Annotated in this window: 19 protein-coding genes and 1 pseudogene; 7 read left to right on the plus strand and 13 right to left on the minus strand. The window is 70.9% G+C overall.

Going from position 1 to position 23,223, the window contains the following annotated elements:
• Positions 1-814 (minus strand): epoxide hydrolase (locus AB0947_RS32635; RefSeq protein ID WP_366753976.1); only part of this gene is annotated, 814 nt, incomplete at its 3' end.
• A gap of 207 nt (positions 815-1,021) precedes the next feature.
• Between AB0947_RS32635 and AB0947_RS32640 the strand changes: the two genes are divergently transcribed.
• The 3 genes from AB0947_RS32640 to AB0947_RS32650 all read left to right on the plus strand — a co-directional run bounded on the left by AB0947_RS32640 (position 1,022) and on the right by AB0947_RS32650 (position 6,571).
• Positions 1,022-2,605, plus strand: a complete 1,584-nt coding sequence (locus AB0947_RS32640; protein WP_366753977.1) for an AMP-binding protein — start codon at positions 1,022-1,024, stop codon at positions 2,603-2,605.
• A complete protein-coding gene (locus AB0947_RS32645; RefSeq protein ID WP_366753978.1) occupies positions 2,589-4,091 on the plus strand; it encodes an NAD(P)/FAD-dependent oxidoreductase in 1,503 nt (500 codons plus the stop codon). The genes AB0947_RS32640 and AB0947_RS32645 overlap by 17 nt, the downstream gene beginning before the upstream one ends.
• Positions 4,092-4,645: 554 nt before the next feature.
• Positions 4,646-6,571, plus strand: a complete 1,926-nt coding sequence (locus tag AB0947_RS32650) for an N-acetylmuramoyl-L-alanine amidase (protein ID WP_366753979.1) — start codon at positions 4,646-4,648, stop codon at positions 6,569-6,571.
• Positions 6,572-6,761: 190 nt separating this feature from the next.
• On the opposite strand, the gene AB0947_RS32655 is transcribed toward AB0947_RS32650, so the two are convergent.
• Positions 6,762-7,406, minus strand: coding sequence for a DsbA family oxidoreductase (locus tag AB0947_RS32655; RefSeq protein WP_366753980.1), 645 nt, complete (start codon positions 7,404-7,406; stop codon positions 6,762-6,764).
• 211 nt (positions 7,407-7,617) lie between these two features.
• Positions 7,618-8,322 (minus strand): NAD(P)H:quinone oxidoreductase, encoded by a 705-nt coding sequence (wrbA, locus tag AB0947_RS32660; protein ID WP_366753981.1) that lies wholly within the window; start codon positions 8,320-8,322, stop codon positions 7,618-7,620.
• Positions 8,323-8,547: 225 nt separating this feature from the next.
• On the opposite strand from wrbA, the gene AB0947_RS32665 reads away from it, so the two are divergent.
• Complete coding sequence (locus AB0947_RS32665; protein ID WP_366753982.1) at positions 8,548-9,168, plus strand: TetR family transcriptional regulator C-terminal domain-containing protein; 621 nt, start codon at positions 8,548-8,550, stop codon at positions 9,166-9,168.
• Between the two features lie 458 nt (positions 9,169-9,626).
• On the opposite strand, the gene AB0947_RS32670 is transcribed toward AB0947_RS32665, so the two are convergent.
• Complete coding sequence (locus tag AB0947_RS32670) at positions 9,627-10,187, minus strand: NAD(P)H-dependent oxidoreductase (protein WP_366753983.1); 561 nt, start codon at positions 10,185-10,187, stop codon at positions 9,627-9,629.
• 208 nt (positions 10,188-10,395) lie between these two features.
• Positions 10,396-10,968 (minus strand): TetR family transcriptional regulator C-terminal domain-containing protein, encoded by a 573-nt coding sequence (locus AB0947_RS32675; RefSeq protein WP_366753984.1) that lies wholly within the window; start codon positions 10,966-10,968, stop codon positions 10,396-10,398.
• 202 nt (positions 10,969-11,170) lie between these two features.
• Here AB0947_RS32675 and AB0947_RS32680 point away from each other — a divergent pair, with 202 nt between their 5' ends.
• A complete protein-coding gene (locus AB0947_RS32680) occupies positions 11,171-12,187 on the plus strand; it encodes an alcohol dehydrogenase catalytic domain-containing protein (RefSeq protein WP_366753985.1) in 1,017 nt (338 codons plus the stop codon).
• A 152-nt stretch (positions 12,188-12,339) separates the two neighbouring features.
• On the plus strand, positions 12,340-13,329 hold the full coding sequence (locus tag AB0947_RS32685; RefSeq protein WP_366753986.1) for a hypothetical protein: 990 nt from the start codon (positions 12,340-12,342) through the stop codon (positions 13,327-13,329).
• Here the strand turns inward: AB0947_RS32685 and AB0947_RS32690 are convergent.
• From AB0947_RS32690 to AB0947_RS32700, 3 genes are all read right to left on the minus strand, one after another.
• A complete protein-coding gene (locus AB0947_RS32690; protein WP_366753987.1) occupies positions 13,320-14,351 on the minus strand; it encodes a nitronate monooxygenase in 1,032 nt (343 codons plus the stop codon). The two genes, AB0947_RS32685 and AB0947_RS32690, sit on opposite strands and share 10 nt — an antisense overlap.
• Positions 14,352-14,490: 139 nt before the next feature.
• Positions 14,491-15,309, minus strand: coding sequence for an alpha/beta hydrolase (locus tag AB0947_RS32695; protein ID WP_366753988.1), 819 nt, complete (start codon positions 15,307-15,309; stop codon positions 14,491-14,493).
• Positions 15,273-15,662, minus strand: coding sequence for a hypothetical protein (locus AB0947_RS32700; RefSeq protein ID WP_366753989.1), 390 nt, complete (start codon positions 15,660-15,662; stop codon positions 15,273-15,275). The genes AB0947_RS32695 and AB0947_RS32700 overlap by 37 nt, the downstream gene beginning before the upstream one ends.
• 735 nt (positions 15,663-16,397) lie before the next feature.
• On the opposite strand from AB0947_RS32700, the pseudogene snpA reads away from it, so the two are divergent.
• Positions 16,398-17,030 (plus strand): annotated as a pseudogene (gene snpA, locus AB0947_RS32705) (snapalysin); the annotation flags it as partial.
• Positions 17,031-17,299: 269 nt separating this feature from the next.
• Here the strand turns inward: snpA and AB0947_RS32710 are convergent.
• From AB0947_RS32710 to AB0947_RS32730, 5 genes are read right to left on the minus strand one after another with little or no spacing between them, the layout of a single operon-like run.
• On the minus strand, positions 17,300-18,997 hold the full coding sequence (locus AB0947_RS32710) for a glycoside hydrolase family 13 protein (RefSeq protein WP_366753990.1): 1,698 nt from the start codon (positions 18,995-18,997) through the stop codon (positions 17,300-17,302).
• Positions 18,994-19,848, minus strand: coding sequence for a nitrilase-related carbon-nitrogen hydrolase (locus AB0947_RS32715; protein WP_366753991.1), 855 nt, complete (start codon positions 19,846-19,848; stop codon positions 18,994-18,996). The genes AB0947_RS32710 and AB0947_RS32715 overlap by 4 nt, the downstream gene beginning before the upstream one ends.
• Entirely contained in the window at positions 19,845-20,654 is an 810-nt protein-coding gene (locus AB0947_RS32720; RefSeq protein ID WP_366753992.1) for a carbohydrate ABC transporter permease, read from the minus strand. Before AB0947_RS32720 ends, AB0947_RS32715 begins: the two co-directional genes overlap by 4 nt.
• The gene (locus tag AB0947_RS32725) at positions 20,651-21,697 is read right to left on the minus strand and encodes a sugar ABC transporter permease (protein WP_366753993.1); all 1,047 of its coding nucleotides are present in this window, start codon (positions 21,695-21,697) and stop codon (positions 20,651-20,653) included. Before AB0947_RS32725 ends, AB0947_RS32720 begins: the two co-directional genes overlap by 4 nt.
• Entirely contained in the window at positions 21,694-23,055 is a 1,362-nt protein-coding gene (locus AB0947_RS32730) for an extracellular solute-binding protein (protein WP_366753994.1), read from the minus strand. The genes AB0947_RS32725 and AB0947_RS32730 overlap by 4 nt, the downstream gene beginning before the upstream one ends.
• Positions 23,056-23,223: the final 168 nt, after the last annotated feature.

Below are 23,223 nucleotides of genomic sequence, written 5' to 3' on the forward strand. Positions count from 1 at the left end.
GCGGCACGGTGCCGGGCATGTTCACGTGGATGCCCAGCAGCCCCTTGGGCCGCTGCGTGGCCTGGAGCTGCGCGATGATCGAACCCCAGTCGCCACCCTGGGACACGTACTCGCCGTAACCGAGCCGGAGCATGAGCCGGTGGAACGCGGTCGCGACGTGGGCCGGGTTGTATCCGGCCGACCTGGGCGTCCCGGAGAAGCCGTAGCCGGGCAGCGTCGGCAGGACGAGGTGGAAGGCGTCCTCGGCACGTCCGCCGTGGGCCGTCGGGTTGGTGAGCGGATCGACGATCTTCAGCAGCTCGATGATCGAACCGGGCCAGCCGTGCGTCATCAGCATCGGCAGAGCGTCGGCGTGCGGCGAGCGGATGTGCGCGAACTGGATGTCCACCCCGTCGATCTCGGTGATGAACTGGGGCAGCGCGTTCAGCCTCGCCTCGACCTTGCGCCAGTCGTAGCGGGTACCCCAGTACTCGACCAGCGGGCGGACCTTCGCGAGCTGGGCGCCCTGGGAGCGGTCGCCGACGGTCTCCCGGTCCGGCCAGCGCGTCGCCCGCACCCGCCGCCGCAGCTCACTGATCTCCCGCTGCGAGACCTTGATGCGGAAGGGCCGGACCCCGGGCGCCGGGCGGGGGGAACCGGGGCGGGCGCCGGCCGCCGATGCGGGGCCCACGGCTTGCGGCCCGCCGGACGCGGCCTGCGCCTGACCGGAAAGGCCGAGCTGGGCGCCGGCCGCGGCGCCCGCGGCGCCCGCGGCGAGGCCGAGGAACCGGCGGCGGCCGGTGGTGAGGCGGCCGGTGTCTTCGGTGATACCCATGGCAACTCCTTAACGCATTACTTGCCCAAGCGGTTATGTTTCTCGACTGGTTGGATTCTTACCCTAGTTTCGTCACCGGTCAAGTAGGTGACGGAGATACGTGGCAGCGTAAGTTGGCTCGATATAGGTACTTCACCTGACAAGGAGTATGTTTACGCTTGGGCCTGACGGCGGGACGTCCGTCGTGGCGCCGAGTCAGGAACCGTGATGCAAGCGGAAACACTCCCCCGCGCGTTCATCCGTGTCGCGACGGAACACGCCGAGCGTGAAGCCCTGGTGGACGGTTCCGTCCGGCTCAGCCACGCCGAAACGCTGCGCCGGGCGGTGAGCGTCGCGCTCCGGCTGCGGGACCGCGGAGTCGACCCGGGCGACCGGGTCGCCATCCTGCTCCCCAACTGCTGGCAGTATGCGGTCGGTTACGTCGGGGCCCAGCTCGCCGGCGCCGTCGTCGTCCTGGTGAACACCCGGCTGACCGGTCCGGAGCTCGACCACGTCCTCACCGACAGCGGTGCGCGGGTGATCCTCACCGACGCCGTCGAGGGGCCCCTCGGCGGACGCGTGCCGACCGCGTTCACCGAGCGCGTCGTCCCCGCCTCCGTCCTCCTCGCCCCACCGGCGCCGGACGCAGCCGTTCCCGACGCCGGCGCACTGCCCGGAGCGGACCGCACCCCCGGCGACGTGGCACACCTGCTCTACACCTCGGGCACCACCGGCAGGCCCAAGGGCGCGATGCACACCCACGCCAACCTGCTGTTCAACGCCGGCACCGTGCGCGAGCGCCTCGGCGCCGGACCGGCAGAGCGGACCCTGATCGCGGCCCCGATGTTCCACGCGACCGGTGTGGTCTCGCAGTTCATCGGTTTCCTCACCGCCGGTGCGTGCTGCGTGCTCACCCCCGAGTTCCGGGCGGAGACCGTCGTCCGGCTGATGGTCCGGGAGCGGATCACGTTCTTCGCCGGTGTCGCGGCCATGCTCCGGCTGATCCTGCTCAAGGCCGAGGACACCGCCTCCGACCTGTCCGCACTGCGCCTGTTCGTCATGGGCGGTTCGCCGGTCCCCGAGAGCTTCCCCGCCGAGGTCGTCCGCCGTGTGCCCGGGCTTAGGCTCGGCAACGTGTGGGGGCTGACCGAGGGGACCTCGATCGTGACCTACACCGAGGGCGACGAGTACCTCGCCCACGCCGGCTCGGTGGGCAGGCCCGTGGCGGGGCTCGACGTCGCCGTCTCCGTGGGCGGGGCACCGCCCCGGGACCTGCGGGACACCGTCGGCGAACTGTGCGTGCGCGGCCCCGTGGTGGCCGCGGGCTACTGGAACAACCCGGAGGCCACCGGGGCCACCTTCGTGGACGGCTGGCTGCGCACGGGGGACGTGGGCAGCGTCGGCACCGACGGGTTCGTCAGGATCCTCGACCGCCTCAAGGACATGATCATCCGCGGGGGCGAGAACGTCTACAGCGCCGAGGTCGAGAGCGTTCTGTCCGGCCACCCGGACATCGCCGACGTCGCCGTCGTCGGTGTGCCCGACCCGGTCTTCGACGAGCGAGTGCGCGCTGTCGTCGTACCCCGCCGGGGCCGTGCCCCCGGCGTGGAGTCCTTGCGCTCCTACGCCGCCTCCCGTCTGGCCGACTACAAGCTCCCCTCCGAGTACCTCTTCGTCGAGGAACTGCCCCGCAACCCGTCCGGCAAGGTGCTCAAGTACCGGCTCGCCGGCATCCCCGCCGCCCGCGACAGCGGCACCGGCCGGACGCAGCCGTCGTCCCCCGCCGAGGACACCGATGATCTCCCCCGCTGATCCCGCCGCCGGCACGGCCGCGCCGCCCGCGCCCGTCGACGTCCTGATCGTGGGCGCCGGCTTCAGCGGGCTCGGTCTCGCCGCCATGCTCCGCAAGGCGGGAATCCGCTCGCTGCGGATCCTGGAGGCCGCCGACGACCTCGGCGGCACCTGGCGCGACAACACCTATCCGGGCTGCGCCTGTGACATCCCGTCGCCCCTGTACTCGTACTCCTTCCACCAGAAGCCCGACTGGAGCCGGCTGTTCGCGCGCCAGCCGGAGATCCTGGACTACCTGCGGGAGGTGGCCCGCCGACGCGGCCTCGTCGAGCACGTGCGGTTCGGCCAGGAGGTCCGCGGCGCCCGGTGGGCCGAGGAGGAGGCGTGCTGGGAGGTGGTGACGTCGGCCGGCGAGTGCCATCGCGCCCGGTTCCTGGTCTGCGCCGTCGGACCGCTGCACCATCCCGCCCACCCCGGCCTGCCCGGTGTCGAGTCCTTCGGCGGCGCGGTGTTCCACTCGGCGGCCTGGCGGCACGACGTCGACCTGACCGGCAAACGGGTCGCGGTCATCGGCACCGGCGCCAGTGCCATCCAGTTCGTCCCGGCGATCGTCGACCAGGTCTCGGCCCTCACCGTCTTCCAGCGCACACCGCCCTGGATCCTGCCGAAGACCGACCGGCTCTTCGACGAACGTCACCGTCGTCTGGCCCGCTGGTGTCCGCCCTACCGCTGGTGGACACGCGAACGCCTGTTCCGGATCCACGAGGGGCGCGCCGCCGGGTTCGTCAGCGATCCGAGTGCCCTGGCCGCCACCGAGGCACTGGCGCGCCGGCTCGTGGAGAAGCAGGTGTCCGATCCCGGGCTGCGGGCGGCCGTCACCCCCGACTACGCCCTCGGGTGCAAACGGCTGCTGATCTCCAGCGACTGGTATCCGGCGCTGTCCCGGCCCCATGTCCGGCTGCGGCGGGGCGGGGTGGCGGCGGTCCGGCCCGGCACCGTGGTCGGCGAGGACGGGGTCGAGGTCGCCGCCGACGTCCTCGTCTACGGAACCGGCTTCGACACGCAGAACACTCTCCGCATCGACATCACCGGACGAGGCGGCGTCACCCTCGCCGAAGCCTGGGCCGACGGCAACCAGGCCTACCTCGGCACCACCGTCGCCGGCTTCCCCAACATGTTCCTGATGGCAGGGCCGAACACGGGGCTCGGTCACAACTCGCAGATCGCGATGATCGAGGCGCAGGCCCGCTACGTCACCGCCCTCCTGCGCCGCGTGCGCCGCCGCGGAGCGGACTCGGTCGAGGTACGCGCCGATGTCCAGCGGGCCTTCAACGACTGGGTGGACGAGCGCATGGCCGGCACCGTCTGGCAGACGGGGGGCTGCCGCAGCTGGTACCAGGATCCCCGGTCGGGCCGCAACACCGTGCTGTGGCCCGACACCACGATCGCCTTCCGACGGCGGACCGGTCGCGTCCGGATGGCGGACTACCGGCTGGGGCGGGCCTGAACGGAGCGGCGGACCGCTCGGCACGTGGGCCGGCGTGCACGATCCGCGCGCACGCGAATCCGGCGACACGTGCGACGGTGCTGCCGGCTCTGCCGAGGGGAGAAACGTAGGCTGCACCGCACTCGCCCGTGACATCACACGCCCGCCCGGGGCTGGGCCGTGCCGTCGAGCTCACCCGTCCGCCCGGAATGCGCCCCGCGCGGCGTCCGGCGCGTGCGCTGGGGTCCCCCGGCCGGCGGCTGGAGGAGTGCCGTGCCCCGGCCACCGCAACTCCGCGTCACCCGCGGGAGTTCGACGCTCCGCCGGAGGAGTCCGTCCTTCCCTCGACGCGGTGTCCGGGAACCGCTCGGAGCGGCGGATCACCGAAGGGGGCGGGTCCGGGCCCCGGCTGGTGCTCCCGTAAGGTACGTGTGAGCCGGGAGCCGATTGCGGAGATGCCACTCGCTGCGGCGAGGTGTGCGACCGCAGTTCACCTCAGTGACCAGGCCCCGGCCCATCCGGTGGCGGCTCACACCTGATGACCGCTCATCCCACCTCGCGTAAGGAACGTCATCTTGCACCAGAGGAAGAGACGGCTGCGTCTCCCGGTTTTGATCGCGGCGGGTGCGCTGGCCGTGGGCGGCCTGACCGCGACGCGGTTCACCGCACTCGCCGCGACGGATTCCACCGCCGCCTCCCGGCAGCAGGACTTCGCCTCGGCCGCCGCGGAATACCACGTCCCGGTGAGCGTGCTGCTCGGCGTCGCCTACGAGGAGTCCGCGTGGGACGCACACGGGGCGCAGCACAGCACCGACGGCGGCTTCGGTCCCATGCACCTCACCGACGTCACCCCGGCGATGATGGCCGGTGGAGCCATGGGCGGTGCCGGCCGGAAGGACCTCGCCTCCCTGACGGCCAAGCCGGCCCTGCACACGCTCCGGTCCGCCGCGAAGCTGACCGGGATGTCGCCGGACACCCTGCGTGAGGACCCCGCCGCCAACATCCGTGGTGGCGCGGCGCTCCTGGCGTCGTACGAGAAAAAGGTGGCCGGCGGGACGCCGGCGGACCCGGCCCTGTGGTTCGGAGCCGTGGCCCGCTACAGCCAGTCGACGGACCGTCAGGACGCGGTGGCCTTCGCCGACCGTGTCTTCGGCACCATCCGCAAGGGCGCCTTTGCCGAGACGCACGACGGCCAGCGCGTCCGCCTCACCGCGGTCCCCTCGGTCCGCCCCGCGACGGCGCAGGTCGACCGGCTGCACCTGACGGCATCGGCCACCGCGGACACCGAGTGCCCGCCGGCTGTGGCGTGCACGTTCGTCCCCGGCTCGGCCGCGGGTGTGCAGGTGTCCAAGCGGCCCGCGAACGGTATCCGGATCGACACCATCGTCATCCACGACCTGGAGACCACCTACGACGCCGGTGTGAAGGGCCTGTCCTCCCAGACCAACAGCGCCGCGACGCACTACGTGATGCGCTCGTCCGACGGCGCGGTGACGCAGATGGTGCCCACCAAGGACATCGCCTTCCACGCCGGCAACTACTCCATGAACCTGCACTCCATCGGCATCGAGCACGAGGGGTACGCCGCGCAGGGCGCCACGTGGTACACGGAGGCGCAGTACGAGGCCACGGCCGACCTGGTCACGTACCTCGCGGCACGGTTCGACATACCGCTGGACCGTCAGCACGTCATCGGTCATGACAATGTCGACAGCCCGGACGACGCCCACGCCGCCGGGATGCACTGGGACCCGGGCAACGGCTGGGACTGGGACCACTTCATGACGCTCCTCGGCCGCCCCTACAGCGGCGCGCACAGCGTCCCGGCCGTGGGTTCGGTCGTGACCATCGATCCGCCGTTCGCCGACACCGTGCAGACCGTGCGTGTCTGTCCCGGTGACGACCCGACCGATCCCACGACCACCTGCACGGAGAGGCAGCAGGCGTCGAACTTCGTCTACGTGCGCACCGCCCCGGACGCGTCCGCCCCGCTCTTCGGCGACCAGGCGCTCCATGGCACCGGCGCGGGTACGAACGAGATCAGCGACTGGGGCAGCACGGCCCAGTCGGGGCAGCAGTTCGTCGTCGCAGATGTGAGCGGCGACTGGACCGCGATCTGGTTCAGCGGTGCGAAGGTGTGGTTCTACAACCCCGGCGGCGAGAACGCCAAGATCGCCTACGGCGTGAAGATGATCCGCCCGGCCGGTTCCGCCTCGGTGGCCGTCTACGGCCGCAGCTACCCGGACGCCTCGGAGTACCCGGCGGGCATCTCGCCCTCGACGCAGGCCCCGCTCACGGTGTACACCGTCCCCGCCGGCCAGGCGTACGTCGCCACCCAGGCCCCGGCCGTGACGGACGACTACGACAAGAGCAGCGGAACGGTCGTCCTCGGCGGCAAGAAGATGTACACCATCCAGTACGGCCACCGCGTCGCGCTGGTCTACGAGAACGCCGTCACCGCGACCCCCGTGACGCAGCACTGGCAGGACAGCGGCAACTGATCACCTGATCACCGCCGCGCGAACAGGGACCGGGCCGCCCGGGCGGCTCGGTCCCTCGTTCGTCCCGGACGCACGCGCGTGTGCGTCGTGGGCCTGACCGGCGACCGGCGGACGACGCACGGCCCGGGCGGGCCGGCCGACCCCGCCGGCCGCCGGCCCCTTCCCGGCTCGGCCCCCGAGGGGCCGCGCCTCACGCGGCGGCCCGGTCCGCCCAGGCCTGCTCAAGGGCCCGCGTGAACGTTTCGGGCGACTGGACGCCGCTGACTCCGTAGCGCCTGTTCAGCACGAAGAAGGGGACACCTCCGGCCCCCATCTCGGCGGCCAGTCGCTCGTCGGCCCGCACGTCCTCGGCGAACGCGGTCGGATCGTCGAGCACCTTCCGGGCCGAGGCCTCGTCCAGGCCCGCCTCCACCGCGAGGGCCACCAGCGTCTCCTTGTCGTAGATCGACCGCTCCTCCGCGAAGTTCGCCCGGAAGGCGAGGTCCGTGATCTCGGCCTGCCGACCGTGCGACCTGGCGAAGTGGATGAGGCGGTGCACGTCGAAGGTGTTACCGAAGACACGTCCGCCGATGCGGAAGTCCAGCCCCACCTCGCGCGCCATGGCGGCGGCCTGTTCCTCCCTGGCCACCTGCTGTTCCCGGGTACGGCCGTACTGCGCCGCCACCGCGTCGATGATCGGCACGGTGCCGTTCTCGGCCTCCGGGTTGAGCTCGAACGAACGGTGCACCACCTCGACCTCGTCGCGGTGCGCGAACGCGGCCAGGCCGCGGTCGAAGCGGGCGCGGCCGACGTAGCACCACGGGCAAGCGACGTCGGTCCAGATCTCGACACGCATGGGTAGATCTCCTGTCACAGCTGGTCGGAGCGGGCAGCCTTTCGGGTTGCTCGCCTGTAGATGTGGCCGTACGTCACATGTGGACGAGCGGCCGTCTGTTGATATGTCGGTTGACACGTCAGTCGATACGTCGGTCAGGGGCACTTTCCGGGGCGAGCCTCGCGCAGGCACGGCGGGGCGGGCGGAGGCGCCGTCGGGCGGGGTCGCGGTGTCACCGGCGCCGGCGCTGCCACCAGCGTCGCGGACCCTCCTCGGTGCGGGTGCCGGTGCCGGTGCTGATGCTGATGGCGGTCTCGTCCTCGGTCTCGGCCGCCGCCTTGAGCCTGGCCGCCATCTCGACGACGCGTTCGGCCTGGATGGCGGCGGCGAGGCGGGTGACCTCACCCACGGGCTTGGTGCCCTGGCCGTCGGCGTGGGAGGTGCCGTAGGGGTTGCCGTCGACGAACTTCTGCGGGTCGGTGAAGCCCGGCGTGACGATGATGCCGCCGAAGTGGTGGACGGAGTTGTACAGCGCGAGCAGGGTGGACTCGTGGCCGGCGTGGTCCGTGGCGGTGGAGACGAAGCCGCTGTAGACCTTGTCCGCGAGCTTGCCCTGGGCCCACAGGCCGCCGAGCGTGTCGATGAACTGCTTCAGCTGCGAGGAGACGTTCCCGAAGCGGGTCGGCGTACCGAAGACCACGGCGTCGGCCCACTCGATGTCCTCCGGGGTGGCCTCGGGGATGTCGGCGATGGCGGCGTGGTTGGCGGCCCAGGCCGGGTTGGAGTCGATGGCGGCCCGCGGGGCCAGCTCGGCCACCTTCAGCAGGCGCACCTCGGCGCCCGCCTTCACACCGGCGTCGTGCAGCTCCTTGGCGATCTCGGTGATCGTGCCGGTGGACGAGTAGAAGACGATGGCGAGCTTTACGGGGGTGGCCATGAGCGGCGCTCTCCGTTCGTTGGTGAGGGTGCGGCGGGGGTTTCGCGCGGATCGTGGACAAGACGACCGGTCGCCTATTCGAAGCTAGACGACCGGTCGACGGGTGTCAAAGGCCGGCCCGCCCCCGGAGTTCCGGCCGACGTGCACGTGCACTCGGCCGACGTGCACAGCCTCGATCGATCCGACCCGCTCCCGTTTATAGACGATCGGTCGTATACTGCTCTCATGGGCCGGACAAGTGACGCCAGGAGGAAGATCCTGGACACTGCGCAGTCACTCATCGAGCTGCGCGGCTACTCGGCGCTCGGCGTCGCCGAGATCTGCAAGGCGGCCGAGGTACCCAAGGGGAGCTTCTACTACTTCTTCGAGTCCAAGGAAGCCCTCGCACTCACCGTGCTCGACGAGCACTGGGCCGCCGAACGGCGCGGTTGGAGCGGCCTCCTGGTGGACGGCAGGGAGCCGCCCCTCCAGCGTCTGCGCCGGCTCTTCCAGGCGACCGAGGCGGAGTACCGGGCCGGCCGGGAGGTCCGCGGATCGATCGCGGGCTGCATGCTCGGCAACCTCTCCCTGGAGATGTGCAACCAGAGCGAGGCCGTCCGCGACCGGCTCAAAGAAATTTTCGAGGACCAGGTCGACATGATCGAAGCGGTGGTCACCGAGGCCGAGGGCCGTGGGGAGATCACCGTCGCCGACACCCGGGAATCAGCCCGGGCCGTGGTCGCGCAGCTGGAGGGCCAGGTGCTGTTCGCCAAGCTCTACAACACCACCTCACCGCTCGGCGCGCTGTGGGCCAACTGCCTGGCGCTGCTGAACGCCCGGCCCGCCTCCGTCACCGCCGCCTCCTGACGGGCGCACAGCGGGACCCGCAGGTCCTGGATCCGGCGCAGCCCCTGGTCCGATGGCCAGGGGCCGCCGCCGTACGGCCGGGAACCCTGAGCTTCGTCGGCCGCCGGACGTATTGACCGCGCCGCCGTTCCACAGGTCGTCTGCACGGGCCCCGAGGTGGCGTCCGCGGGCCGGCGTCGGGGAACTCTGTGCTCGGCGACCGTCGCGGCCGCGGCCGAGGCGACCCGTGCGCGGTCTGGCTCAGGCTGCTGGAAACCGACCGCACCGGAAGCGCGCGGGACCCTGCCTGGTTGGCGGGCGTTCTCGACGGGGGTGCCACGCGAGGGGGCCGCACGGCATATGGCCGGCCGGGGTCGCTCGTCTCCTCCGTGGAGCGACCCCGGCCGGTGGCGGTCACCGCCGCCTCCGCTCATGGACGACGATGACCGGGATGTCGCCGGCCGAAGCCGGCGAGGTTTTCAGCTGGCGCGCAGCGGGGCGAGGGCCTTGGCCCACGCCACGACCTGGTCCAGCGTGGTGACGAGCGTGTCGCGCTGGATGTCGGCCGGCTTGAAGACGGAGAAGTTCTCGAAGTCCGTGAACAGGGAGAGCGCGACCTGCGAGCGGACGTCGGCCAGCTGCAGCTCGCCGGCGATGCCGCGCAGGTGTTCCACGGCGCGGGCGCCGCCGACGGAGCCGTAGCTGACGAAGCCGACGGACTTGTTGTTCCACTCGGCGAAGAGGAAGTCGATCGCGTTCTTCAGCGCGCCCGGCACGGAACGGTTGTACTCCGGCGTGACGATGATGAAGCCGTCGAGGGACGCGATCTTCTCGGCCCAGGCCTGGGTGTGCGGCTGGGTGTAGTTGCCCAGGGAGGCCGGGTACGCCTCGTCCAGCACGGGGAGCTTGTAGTCCAGCAGATCGACGAGCTCGAACTGGGCGTCGGTGCGCTCGGAGGCGACCTCGTGCACCCAGCGAGCGACGGCTTCACCGTTACGGCCCGGCCGGGTGCTGCCGATGATGATACCGATCTTGGTCATGAGGACGCCCTTTCATGGGTCGGCCGTGCCTGGTCAGTTCCGGCTCAGCCACACATACTTGTCGAGTCAAGTAGAGCATGTGTTACTTGACGCGTCAATAAATCCCCTGGTGTGGAGCCGTGCCGCACCTCACACCCGGGTTCTGCCCGGCGCCGATGTGGCAGCCGAGTTCGTGGAGTTGTCCGGGTCGTCCTCGACCCCGGACGACCTAGCGCAGGATGACGCCGAAGACCAGGCGGAAGAACGCCTCGACCGGGGCGGCGGACTTGTCGGCCCGCGCCGCGATGAGCGCGCCTTCCCAGGCGCTCAGGATGAAGAGGGCGGTGTCCGCCACGTCGAGCGCGCCGGCGAGTTCGCCGGCCTCCCTGGCCTCGGTGAGCACCCCCTGGATGTGCTCGGCCCAGCGGCCGAATCCGCGCTGGACGGCCGAGCGGATCTGCTCGTTGTGGTCCGCCATCTCCGCGCCGAAGTTGCCGGCCAGGCAGCCGCCGGCGAAGCCGTTGTCGAGGGTGTCCCTGCCGAGGTACTCGAAGTGCGCCCGCAGCCGCTCCAGCGGAGGCCGTCCCGGCGTGGTGAGCATGTCGAACCGCAAGCCGGCGGCGTACCGGTTCAGCGCCTCCAGGGCGCTCTCCTCCTTGCTGGAGAAGTGGTTGTAGAACGACCCCTTGGGCACTCCGGCGGCGGTGGTGATGTCGTTGACGCCCGTGGCGTTGAAGCCCTTCGCCTGGAACTGCCGCAGGGCGGCCTGCGCGATCTCCTCACGCTTGGACGCACGTCCCATTCTCGATCACCTCAGGTTCAATATGGGCGGTCGCCTCACCGGAGTCAAACCCCGGGGCGCACCGGCCCCTGGCGCCTCGGGGCGCAGGACGCGGGACCCATCGCCACACCTCGGCTAGACTCTGTTTAAGTAGACCGGTCATTTTCTGATCGATACCTTGTTCCGGCCCCGTCTTGGCCGACGACACACACCCAGGAGCAGCATGTCCACGTACCGCGCCTTCGAGGCGACCGGCGTCCACAACCTCCGGCTGGTCGAGCGTGAGCTGGTCGACCCCCAGCCCGGACACGTCCGACTGCGGGTGGAGGCCTGCGGTGTCTGTCACACCGACGTACTGGCCGTCGAAGGCCTGCGCGCGGACCCCTCGCAGCCCGTCGTCCCGGGGCACGAGGTCGTCGGTGTCGTCGACGCCGTCGGCGCCGGCGTCACCGCCTGGCAGCCCGGCGACCGCGTCGGCGTCGGCTTCCTGAACGGGCACTGCGGGGAGTGCGAGCCCTGCCGTCGCGGTGACTTCGTCAACTGCCTGAACCAGCCGCAGACCGGCACGACCACCGACGGCGGCTACGCGGAGGTGGTCTACGCGCGGGCCAGCGGGCTCGTGCGCATTCCTGACGGGCTCTCCGCCGTCGATGCGGCGCCGCTGCTGTGTGCAGGGCTGACCACCTTCACCGCGCTGCGGCAGGGGCACGCCCGCGCCGGTTCGCTGGTGGCCGTGCAGGGCATCGGCGGCCTCGGCCACCTGGCCCTGCAGTACGCCCGCAGCCTCGGTCACCGGGTCGCCGCAGTGGCGCGGGGCGAGGAGAAGGAGGCGCTCGCCCGGAAGCTGGGCGCGGACGAGTACATCGACAGCACCGCCGTCGACCCCGGCGAGGCGCTGCGCGACCTGGGCGGCGCCTCGGTCATCGTCGCCACCGCGACCAGCGGTGCGTCCATGAACCCGCTGGTGCGGGGCCTGGCCCCGAACGGCACGCTGGTCGTCGTCGGCGCCGCACCCGACCCGCTGACGGTCTCGACCCCCGACCTGATCTTCGGCACGCACGCCATCGTCGGCAGTCTGACCGGTTCCGCCATCGAGAACGAGGACAACCTGGCCTTCAGCCTGGCCCACGGCATCCGGCCCAGCGTCGAGGTCGTGCCCTTCACCCGGGCCATGGAGGGGTACGAGCGGATGCTCTCGGGCAAGGCCCGGTTCCGCGTCGTACTGGACACCGCGGCCTGAGTCACCCCGCCGCCCGCGAGGAGTGCGGCCCTCGCGGGCGGCGGGCCGTGCGGGCGGAGTCCGAGGACCCCGCCCGCACGGGTGTCCCGCCCCGCCCCCGCCGCCCGGCATCCCCTCCCCACCCGCCCCGGCGAATCTCCTCAGGACCTCGTGTGAAGAACGTCAGAGAGAACACCCCCGCGGACGGACACACGGTCCGCGCGGCCCGTATCGGCCTGCTGTCCGTCTCGCTCGGCACCGCCGGCCTCGGCGGCGCCTGGCAGTCGGCGGCGGCCGTCCGGCAGGGAGCCCTGCCGGTCAGCGACCTGCTGTACACGGTCAGCGGCCTCGTCTGGGTCGTACTGCTGGCCCAGTATCTGCGTCACGGCGGAGCCAGGTGGCCCAGCCTCCGCCACGACCTCCGTCATCCCGCCCAGGGCTTCGCCCTCGCCTACGTGCCCATCATCGGGATGCTGATCACCGGTCACTTCTCCCGCTTCGGGCTCGGCGGCGCCCGATGGGCGTACGCGGTCTTCGCCCTTCTCGCCGCACTGGTCGCCGCCCGGTTGCTCGCCCACTGGCTCACCGGTTCGCTCAGCGCCACCGTCCTGCACCCGGGCTATCTGCTGCCCGTCTCCTCGGCCCCGTTCATCGCCAGCGCCGTCGCCTCGTCGCTCAGACTGCCCGGCGTCGCCGACGCGGCGTTCGCGGTCGGGCTGCTGTACTGGCTGACCTTCGGCACCGTCGTGCTGGGCGGACTCGTCACCGCCGGACCGCTGCCGCTGCCCGCGCGACCCGCACTCGCCGTTCTGACCATTCCCCCGGCCACCGGCGGCATAGCCTGGACCGCGGCCCACAAGGGAGCCTTCGGCCCGGTCGGTTACGGCTTCGCGGGGACCTTGTTCTTCACGGTCCTTCTCGTCGCCTTCCTCCTGCCGGACCTGCGTCAGCGCGCGTTCCACCCCGGGCTGTGGGTCTTCAGCTTCCCCGTGACGGCGAGCACGAACTTCACCATCAGGCTGCTCGTGGCGACCGGCGTCCGGATCGGACCGGCTCTCACCTGGGCGCTCCTGGCCGCGGCCACCGCCGCGCTCGTCCTGCTCTCGGCCGCGACCGCCGGCTACGCGTTCCGCGCCGCGCGGAGCGCGCCCGGTCACAGCTGACGGGCGAGCCGTTCGAGGGTACGGCTGACGCTCTCGGCCCTCGCCTCCCGGTAGCCCGTGCCGGCCCACAGGTGGATGAGCCGGGTGTCGCCCGCGGCGGTGGCCGCCTTGCGCAACGGGGCGGTGAGATGGTGCAGGGCCGGGTAACCCACCGGGGCGACCGCGTCGTACCGCTCGATGAACCGGTTGCGCAGGCCGCGTGCGGGGCGTCCGGTGAACGCACGGGTCAGCACGGTCTCCGTGAAGGCCGGGTCCGTCAGCGCGGCCTTGTGCGCAGCGGCGGCCCCGCTCTCGTCCGTACGCAGCAACAGGGTGCCGACCGTGGTGGCGTCCGCGCCGGCGCGCAGCGCGGCCGCCACGTCGGCGGGGCCGGCGATGCCTCCGCCGGCGACGATCGGCAGTGCGGTGCCGCGGCGGACGTCGGCGATGAGATCCGGCAGCGGCAGGGGGGCGGGCAGCCTGTCCGGGGTGAACGTGGCCGAGTGCCCTCCGGCGGCGTGGGCCTGCACGACGAGCCCGTCCACCCCGGCCTCCGCCGCCTGCCGGGACTCGTCCGCGGAGGTGACGCTCTGCAGGACGATGGTCCCGGCCCGGCGCAGGGCCTTGACGACCGCGGGATCGGGGACACCGAACGTGAACGAGACCACCGGCACCGGCGACGCAGTGAGCAGATCGATCTTGTCCGCCCAGTCGTCGTCGTCCGTCACCGGTTCCCCGGCGCCGAGCACGATCCCGTAGCGGTCGGCCTCGGGCTGGATCACCCGGGCGTAACGGCGGTAGTCCTGCGGCGCGACGGGGACCGGGGCGGGGACGAAGAGGTTGACGCCGAAGGGGACGTTCTCGGCCCGGACGGCGTCGATCTGCTCCGCGAGCGCCTGCGCGGTCCTGTAGCCGGCGGCGAGGAAACCCATTCCGCCCGCACGGGCGGCCGCCGTCACCATCGCGGGGGTACCGGATCCGCCGGCCATCGGGGCGGCGAGGACCGGCAGTGAGACTCCCAGGCCGTCCAGCAGTCGGTTCATGTCGGCTTCCTCTCGTCCGGCCGGGGGCGGCCACCCCTGCCCCGGCCCACGTGTCCGTAGACGCCCGGAGGAGCAGGCGGAAACGCCGGTCGCGTCGCCGTCGCGCACGGTGGGCATCGCCGCGTGGACGGGCTGCCGCCTACAGGCTAACCGGCCCGGCCGAGCCGATCACCAGCGGCTGGTACGAGCGGCAGCCGCGCGGCGGGAAAACCCCGAGAATTCGCCAGAAGCTGGCGGTCCCCCCGAGTCCCAGCACGGGCATCTTGATCTTGCGTTTCTCCGCCAGGATGCGCCGGTTGTCCTCGGCGTCCTTCTCGAACGCCCTGAACAGTTCGATGCCCGCCCGCATGGCTCCCGGTTGTGTGTAGTCCGCGACGTAACGCTCCGCGTCCGCGATCGAAATGGCGTCAGGGTTGGCACTCAGCCTGACGTAGAACGAGCGCAGGTACGGAAATTCGTGGCCGGCGATGAGTATTTCGGCGGCGTTGTCCGCCGCGCCGTGCATGTGGAAATGCCAGATCCTGTTCTTGCTGTAATTGGTCGTCGCCACAGCGTTTTCGTATCCCTCGGTGCCCGGGATGGGGGCTTCCGAGACCATGAGGCGTGCGACCTCGTCCGGCCAAAGGGTGGCGTAGGCGTAGCCGACCAGCATCCCGAGGTCGTGGCTGACGATGGTGATCGGTTTCTGCACGCCGAGGTGCCGCAGCAGCGCCCTGATGTCGCCTGCCATCGTCTGTTTGTCGTAACCGCCCTCGGGCTTCGAGGACCCGCCTGCGCCCCGGACGTCGGGAGCCACGACGAACCAGCCGTCGGAGTGCAGGGGTTCTACGATGTGGCGCCATTCCCACCAGGTCTGGGGCCAGCCGTGGATGAGCACGATGGTTTTGTCGTCCCCGCCTTCGGACGGCGGTTCGCCCGCGGTCACGTAATGGATACGGACGCCTTCGTGTTCGAACATGGTGTGGTGGAACTCAGGCAGGTGTTGCTCCTGGAGGAAATTGGCGGTTTGGCTGTCCCGCCGACCGGTTGATGCGGGCCTCCTTCGCGTATCACCTGCTTGATCCGCAGCGACGCGCTCTTGAAAACAATACGACCGGTGCGACAGGGCCGCATACCGACGGCGTATATGTCAGCTGTACGCAATTTCGTCCGGAACCGGGAAGCGCTACGGCACCCCCGGCCGGTCGCTTGGCTGGACGGCGCAGGAAAAGGTCCGGCTTCGAGCCGGTCGATGTCCTCACCGCTCATGTGCACGTCGACGGCGCCGAGTTCGTCGGCCAGCTGTCCGTCCTTGCGGGCGTCGACGATCACAGGCCGGCCTCCATCCGGGCGGGGATGTGGTGACGCGACAGCCCCTCGTCGTTGGGGCCGGAACCCATCGCCATGTCTGGTGTTTACAGACGGTCACACCAGCCGGCTCGCCGCTTCCGCGTTGTACCCATTCAGACTGGTCTCTGTCTCGGTGGAGCCGCAGACGCGAGGGGGAAGTCGCCAACCGCGAGGCCCCTGGATCGCGGCGGCGTCCGGCAGGCGGGAGTGCTTCAGAAGACGCCGGCGGAACGGTCGCCGCGTCCAGCTCCACCAGGGGACGCGATCGCCACAACCGTCCGTTCCCGATGATCGATGAATGCCGATCCGGTGACGTCGGTCACGGCCATACGCCAATCAACCAGCGCTCTTAGTAGACGCGCCGCGATGAGTATGCACAGCTTTGTCCATTTTGGTCTGGATGTGCATTCGGTCGTACGTACGGGAACTCCGCCCGGTCGGCATGCGTACCAGCTGCGCTGTTCTGTAAGGCTTCTGACGTCCCGACAGCTTGTTCCTGCGGTCGCCATGTCCTGACCGGGGGCCTGCGCGCCGGCTCAGCGAGGTCCCGGGGCCTACGAGGCGGCGTAGTGGCGGGACCCATTGCGCACCCTGTCGAGCCGTTCTAAGAATGGCGGCCCACAGGACGTCGCCGCAGTTGAGAACCGGTGTTCACACCGACTCGACCGCGCACTGCGGCGATCGGTCACCGAGTGAGCAGGAGCCCTCTACGTGAAACTGTCCCGACCGTCCCCGAGACTCCTCTCCCTCGCTCTCGGCCTGGGTCTGGCCTCCAGCGCGCTGGGCGCGGTACTGCCGGCGAGCGCACAGCCGGCCGCCACCCCGCCCGCTTCCGCCGGTACCTCCGTGGCGCGGTACGACGGGTCGGCCCAGGAGGCCGCGAACAACAAGACGCTTCTCGATGCTGTGGTCAAGTCGGTCGCCGAGAAGCGCGCCGCCCAGCCCGGCGCGCAGGCAGTGACCCTCTACTACGACGCCTCCGAGGCGCCGAGCTTCCGCTCACAGATATCGAGCGCGGCCTCGATCTGGAACGCCTCCGAATCCAACGTCAAGCTCAAAGAGGCCCAGGCTTCGAGCGGTGCCGACTTCTCCTACTCGGAGGGCAACGACCCTCGGGGGTCCCACGCGGACACCAACGGCCACGGAAAAGGCTCCGTCTTCATCGACTACACCCAGGCCCAGCAGAACGACTCGATCCGCGTCGTCACCCACGAGACCGGACATGTGCTGGGTCTTCCGGACGACTACAGCGGGCCGTGCAGTGAGCTGATGTCGGGCGGTGGCCCCGGCCCGTCCTGCACCAACCGCTACCCGGACGCCACCGAGCGCGCGCGCGTCGACCGGCTGTGGGGGACCACCGGACCCGCGCAGGCCCCGGGCACGGGGAACCAGCCCGCGGGGGACCCGAGCGCCGCACCGCAGGTACAGCCGCAGGTGCAGCCTCCGGTTCAGCCGCCGGTACAGCCGCCGGTACGGATCGTTACGCCGGGCGACGGTCCGTGGCATCCGGTCCACCGTGCGCCCTGAGCGACTGGTCGGTCAGGTGCTCTGTGGGAGCCGGCCCGGTCCCGGCCGACCGGCGACGGGCCGTGCGGCCCCCTTGCCGTGCCCTCCGTGCGTCACGGGTGGGGCACGGGCTCTTGTCGGGTGAGCCAGACCGTCGTGTCCGGGGGTAGCTGATCCGTCACCGCTGCGGAGGCGGCCAGGACGTGGGCGGCGGGGGGCAGGGGTACCGGCTCGGTGCCGAAGTTGGTCATCACCTCGACGGGGCCATTGGTGAGGTGCAGGACCTGGCCGGGGGACGGCGTCCAGCGCAGGCTCCCCGCTCCCAGGTGGTGGCGGCGGCGCAAGGTGAGCAGGCGGCGGTAGAGGCGCAGGGTGGAGTCGGGACGGTCGCGTTGGGCGTCCGCCGCGTAGGTGCCGTAGCAGGGCGGCTGCGGCAGCCAGGTGTCGGGGGTGTCGCTGAAGCCGAACGCGGTGGCCCGGCCGGTCCACGGCATGGGTACGCGGCAGCCGTCGCGTCCGCGGATGCGGTGTCCCGAGCGTTCCCACACCGGGTCCTGGCGGGCCGTGTCGGGGAGGTCGGTCGCGTCCGGCAGGCCGAGTTCCTCGCCCTGGTAGAGGTAGGCGGAGCCGGGCAGTGCGAGCATGAGCGCGGTCGCCGCCCGTGCGCGGCGCAGTCCCAGGGCGCGGTCGGGCTGGGGGTCGTCGGCGCCCACACCGTGTTCCAGTTCGACGGGCCCGTCGTAGCCGAAGCGGCTGGCGTGGCGCATCACGTCGTGGTTGGACAGCACCCACGTGGTGGGGGCGCCGACGGCGCCGTTGGCGGCCAGCGACTCGTCGATCACGGCGCGCAGGGCGGCCGGCTGCCAGGGGGTCTCCAGGAAACGGAAGTTGAAGGCCTGGTGCATCTCGTCGGCGCGGATGATGCGGGCGGCGCGCTCGGGCGGCAGCCACGCCTCCGCGCACAGGATGCGCCTGCCGTCGTAGGTGTCCAGCAGCCGGCGCCAGCCGCGGAAGATGGCGTGGATGCCCTCCTGGTCCCACATCGGCGGCATCACGCCGTCGACCGGCTCGATGACCCCGTGGGTGGGGTGGGGCCAGTCGGGCAGGCCGGATGCTTTGACGAGGGCGTCGCAGACGTCGACTCGGAAGCCGTCGACCCCGCGGTCGAGCCAGAACCGGAGTGTGTGCTCGAAGTCCTCGTGGACGGCCGGGTTGTCCCAGTTCCAGTCGGGCTGGCCGGGATCGAACAGGTGCAGGTACCACTGTCCCGGGCTGCCGTCGGGTTCGGTGATCCTGGTCCAGGCGGGCCCTTCGAACATCGATGTCCAGTCGTTGGGCGGCAGGGCGCCGTCCGGTCCGCGGCCGTCGCGGAAGTGGAACAGGGAGCGTTCCTCGCTGCCGGGCGCGGCGGTCAGCGCTGCCTGGAAGGCGCGATGCTGTGCCGAGCAGTGGTTGGGTACCAGGTCGACGATGACGCGGATGCCGAGGCCGTGGGCGCGGGCCAGCAGGGCGTCGAAGTCGTCGAGGGTGCCGTAGCGCGGATCGACCGCGCGGTAGTCGGCCACGTCGTAGCCGCCGTCGCGCTGGGGGGAGGGGTAGAACGGCGAGAGCCACAGGGCGTCCACGCCGAGGTATGCCAGGTGGTCGAGGCGTGCGGTGATGCCGGGCAGGTCACCGGTTCCGTCGCCGTTGCTGTCGGCGAAGGAGCGCGGGTAGATCTGGTAGATGACGGCGGTGCGCCACCAGTCGTCGTCCGTCGGGGGGCCGGTGTGCGCGGATGCCGTGGCGGGCTTGGTGTCGGCTGTCGTCATAGCAGCGGGCTCTCCTGGCCGTACAGGTCGGTTCGGCGGTCGCCGAGCAGGTCGTTGTGGGGGGAGAGGGCCTTCTCCCGGGAGAGGTGGAGGAAGAGGTCGGTGACGATCCGGTGTTCCGTCCCGGTCACGGACGCCGTGATCCATCCGTACTGGTCGATGACGGCCGTGCCCTGCGTCCACTGCTGGCCGCGTTCGGTGCCGCCGCGGTCCGCGCAGGCGATGTAGAGGCCGTTGGCTCGGGCGGCGGCCTGGGCCTGGATGATCTCCGCGGGGCGTTCCCCGGTCGGATGGTCCTCCAGGGGCCAGTTGGTCGGCACGGCGATCAGGTCGGCGCCCGCCAAGGCCAGTTGGCGGGGCATTTCCGGGAACTCCATGTCGTAGCAGATCAGTACGCCGATGCGGCCGTGGGGCGTGGTGACCACCGGCGCCATGTGCTGCCCGGGGCTGAAGAAGAGCGTCTCCCGGTCCCACAGGTGGGTCTTGCGGTAGACGGCCCGTACTCCGTCGGCGTCGACGACGGCCGCGCTGTTGTACAGCGTGTCGCCGGCGTCTTCGCAGAAGCCGAGCACGACCACGGTGGCGGTACCGGCCAGCAGGGCCGTGAGGCCGGCGAAGAAGGGGTCGTCGGCGCCGATCGCGGTGCGCCGGGCCTCCTCGGCGTCGGCGAAGACGTATCCGGACGTGGTCAGTTCGGGCAGGACGACGATGTCGGCCCGGTCGGACAGGGCACGCCGTACGGCGTCGCGGGCCAGGTCCTCGTTGTGTGCCAGGTCACCTACCAGGGGCGCCAGTTGGTCGCACACCACGCGGGTGACGCCGTCCGGCCGGTACGGGGCGGGCACGGTCATTTGACGGCTCCTTCGGTCAGGCCGCTGATCAGGCGCCGCTGGAGGAAGACGTACGCGAGCAGTACCGGCAGGGCGACCAGGACGGCGGCCGCCGCGGTGACGGCCGGGTCGCTGGAGCGGGCGGCGCCGGAGAAGAAGGACAGCGCCAGGGGGACGGTCTGCACCGAGGCGTTGTCGGGCACGAGGATGAGCGCCAGCAGGAACTCGTTCCACGTGAACAGGAACAGCACCGTGCTCAGCGTGGTGATGGCGGGTCCGGCGACGGGCAGCACGACCAGGCGCAGGGTCTGCAGGCGGCTCGTGCCGTCGATGCGCGCGGCTTCCAGCAGTTCCGCCGGGACGGAGGCGAAGAACGACCGCATCCACAGCACGCCCAGCGGCACCGACAGGGCGACCTGGGGCAGGATCAGCGCCCAGTAGGTGTCCACGAGGTGCCAGCCGGAGAGCAGTTCGTACAGGGGCAGCACCGTCACCTCGTAGGGCAGTACGAGCCCGACGAGCAGCAGGCCCAGGATGATCCTGCCCCCGGGGACCCGCATGGTGGCCAGCGCGTAACCGGCCAGGCTGGCGAGCACCACGGTGACCACCACGACGGTGACGGACACCAGCGCGCTCGACAGCAGGGCGGGGCCGAAGCGGCCCTGGGTCCATGCGGTGGAGTAGCTGGCGAAGGACACTCCGCCGGTGGATCCGCCCACGCCGTGCAGCGAGGAGACGAGGACCGACACCAGGGGGAAGACGGCGACGACGGAGGCGAGGACGAGCAGGGCGTGCGTGACGACGCTCTCGGTACGGGCGATTCTCATGACTGCGCCTTCCCGCGCCGTGAGCACCGTGTGCCCGGTCTGACGAACCGGCGCCGTGGGACGTCGCGTTCCCGCAGTGCCAGCTGCACGGCCACCACGACGACGAGGATCACCAGGGTCAGCACGATGGCCAGCGCGGAGGCACGGCCCAGCAGGCGGTTCTGGAACGCGTCCTGGTAGACGTAGAGACTGGGGACGGTCGTGGAGGTGCCGGGACCACCACGTGTGGTGTTCCAGATGAGGTCGAAGTTGCGCAGCGCGAAGGTGATGGTGAGGACCAGCGCGATCGAGATCTGGGGGCGCAGCGCGGGCAGCGTGATGGCGAAGAACTCCCGCACGGGTCCGGCCCCGTCCAGGCGGGCCGCCTCGTAGGTGGAGCGGTCGATGCCGACGATGCCGCTGAGGAAGAGCACCATGCACAGCCCGTACTCCACCCAGGCTCCGATCGTGCCGATCGACGGCAGCGCGGTCCCGAAGTCGCCCAGCCAGCTGGTGGTGAACCGGCCCAGTCCCACTCCCCTCAGCGCCGAGTTGACCGGGCCGTCCTCGGCGAGCAGGTTCCGCCAGGCGACGGCGACGACGACGCTGGAGAGGATCTGCGGCAGGAAGAGAACCGCCCGGAACACCGTCAGTCCGTAGACGCGGATCCGGGACATGGCACCGGCCAGCAGCAGGCCGGCACAGACCGGGAGGACGGCGTAGAAGAACAGCAGGACCAGCGAGTGCAGCAGTGCGGCGCGCAGCCGGCTGTCGGTGAAGACCGCCGTGTAGTTGCCCCAGCCGACCGGCGTGCCCTGCGTCAAGCCGTCGTAGGCGTAGAACGAGTACCACACGGACACGCCGATGGGGTACAGGACGAAGACGGCGAAGAACGCCAGGGCCGGCGCCACGTACAGCAGCGAGGACCAGGAGTAGGAGGACAGGGGGGACCGGGAGGTCAGGGAGGGCGGACGGCGGTGCGGCCGGCGGGCGCGGCCGGTCGCGGATGCGGGAGTCGCGGGAGCGGTGCCGCCCGGTCCGGTGGTGGTGGCCGCGGTACTCACTGGGTCCCCCTCGCCCTCAGCCAGGCGCCCTGGACCGTCTTCGTGAAGTCGGCGCTGCTGGTGCGGCCGGCCATGACCTCCTGGAGCCTGCCGCCCATGACGGTGAGCATGTCGGTGGCGCTCCAGTCGTAGTAGCCGACCTGGTTTCCGGCGGCGATCGTGCGCTTGAGCGCGTCGAGGGTCTGGCTCTGGAGGCTGTTGCCCCCCTTCACGCCGTCGGTGACGACGGGCAGCCGGCCGGTGTCGAGGATCTCCTGACCGGTCTTCGGGGTGTGCAGGGCCGCGAGGAGGGCGACCGCTGCGGGTGTGACCTTGGAGGAGGAGGAGATGTGCCAGGGGGAGGCGGTCGCTCCGGCACCGCCCGTGGTCAGGGCCCCGAATCCGAACTTCGCCGGATCGAGCGTGGCGCCGTTCCACGAGCCCCCGACGAAGAAGACACCCGAGCCCTTGGCGAACCGCGTGACGGCGTCCTCGTTGCTGAGGCCGTCGTAGCCGGACCCGAAGTAACCCTTCTTCGCCCAGTCCGCCATCGTGTCCGCCGCCTTCTCGTTGCCCTCGGTGACGAAGCTGGTGCCTGCCTTGCCGCCGATCCAGTCGCGGATGGCGGCCGGCTTCTGCTCGGTGACGGCGAGGTCGGAGAATATGTGCGTGGCGGCGTACTGGTCGCTGTTGCCCAGCATGATCGGCTGTTCGCCGGCCTTCTTGACGGCCGGGAGCGCCTCTTCGAGGTCGTGCAGGGAGCGGGGCGCATTCAGGTTCAGCTTCTTGAGCAGGGCCTTGTTGTAGTAGATGCCCTGAACCTCGCTGATCGGTGACATGCCGTAGAGGTTGCCGCTGCCGAAGGCGGTACCCGAGCCGTTCCAGCGAGCGGGCGCCAGGGTGCTCGCGCCGGTACCCGTGATCCACCCGTAGGCGGCCGCCACGTCGTCCAGGGGCCGCACCAGTTTGGCCTTGACCAGCGCCCCGTCGACCGCGTAGCCGATGTTGCCCTCGAACAGGTCGGGCGGGTTGCTGCCGGAGGCGGCGTTGACGACCGTGGCGACCAGGTCGTCGAAGCTCTTGTAGGTGATGTCGACCTTGACGTTCGGGTACTGCTTCTCGAAGGCGGGGATCACCGACTTCATCAACGGCTTCTCCGCCTGGTCCGCCCACATGCGCAGCGTGACGTCACCGAGGGCGGCGACCTGCGCGGTGGTCACCGGGTCGGTGACGGCGATCTGGCCCCCGGCGACGGCGGACTTTCCCGCCCCGGGCGGACTGCACCCGGCGCAGGCGAGGACGGCGGCCAGCGCGACGGCTGCGGCGGCGCCGGAGACGAACCGGGGCGCTCCTGAGCCTTCACGACGTGCGGATTTCATGTCAGGTACCGGATCTCTGTGCGGCTTGTTGTGTATAAGGGCGTAAGTATGGATTTTCCGGGATCGCATGTCGGCGGACGTCACCAGGGCCTGCCGGCGGACGCGGCCGGGGCGTGTGCGGAGGCGTCCGCAGGGACCGGTAGGGAGCTGACACCGATCCCCCTGCAG

It is taken from the genome of Streptomyces sp. NPDC047841 (assembly GCF_040704085.1).
GTDB classification, from domain to species: domain Bacteria; phylum Actinomycetota; class Actinomycetes; order Streptomycetales; family Streptomycetaceae; genus Streptomyces; species Streptomyces argyrophylli.

Bases quoted from the DNA above. Each gene is read 5' to 3' on its own strand.
- AB0947_RS32640 (WP_366753977.1), top strand. From the start codon at position 1,022: ATGCAAGCGGAAACACTCCCCCGCGCGTTCATCCGTGTCGCGACGGAA.
- AB0947_RS32645 (WP_366753978.1), top strand. From the start codon at position 2,589: ATGATCTCCCCCGCTGATCCCGCCGCCGGCACGGCCGCGCCGCCCGCG.
- AB0947_RS32655 (WP_366753980.1), bottom strand. From the start codon at position 7,406: ATGCGTGTCGAGATCTGGACCGACGTCGCTTGCCCGTGGTGCTACGTC.
- wrbA (WP_366753981.1), bottom strand. From the start codon at position 8,322: ATGGCCACCCCCGTAAAGCTCGCCATCGTCTTCTACTCGTCCACCGGC.
- AB0947_RS32665 (WP_366753982.1), top strand. From the start codon at position 8,548: ATGGGCCGGACAAGTGACGCCAGGAGGAAGATCCTGGACACTGCGCAG.
- AB0947_RS32670 (WP_366753983.1), bottom strand. From the start codon at position 10,187: ATGACCAAGATCGGTATCATCATCGGCAGCACCCGGCCGGGCCGTAAC.
- AB0947_RS32675 (WP_366753984.1), bottom strand. From the start codon at position 10,968: ATGGGACGTGCGTCCAAGCGTGAGGAGATCGCGCAGGCCGCCCTGCGG.
- AB0947_RS32680 (WP_366753985.1), top strand. From the start codon at position 11,171: ATGTCCACGTACCGCGCCTTCGAGGCGACCGGCGTCCACAACCTCCGG.
- AB0947_RS32690 (WP_366753987.1), bottom strand. From the start codon at position 14,351: ATGAACCGACTGCTGGACGGCCTGGGAGTCTCACTGCCGGTCCTCGCC.
- AB0947_RS32695 (WP_366753988.1), bottom strand. From the start codon at position 15,309: ATGTTCGAACACGAAGGCGTCCGTATCCATTACGTGACCGCGGGCGAA.
- AB0947_RS32710 (WP_366753990.1), bottom strand. From the start codon at position 18,997: ATGACGACAGCCGACACCAAGCCCGCCACGGCATCCGCGCACACCGGC.
- AB0947_RS32715 (WP_366753991.1), bottom strand. From the start codon at position 19,848: ATGACCGTGCCCGCCCCGTACCGGCCGGACGGCGTCACCCGCGTGGTG.
- AB0947_RS32720 (WP_366753992.1), bottom strand. From the start codon at position 20,654: ATGAGAATCGCCCGTACCGAGAGCGTCGTCACGCACGCCCTGCTCGTC.
- AB0947_RS32730 (WP_366753994.1), bottom strand. From the start codon at position 23,055: ATGAAATCCGCACGTCGTGAAGGCTCAGGAGCGCCCCGGTTCGTCTCC.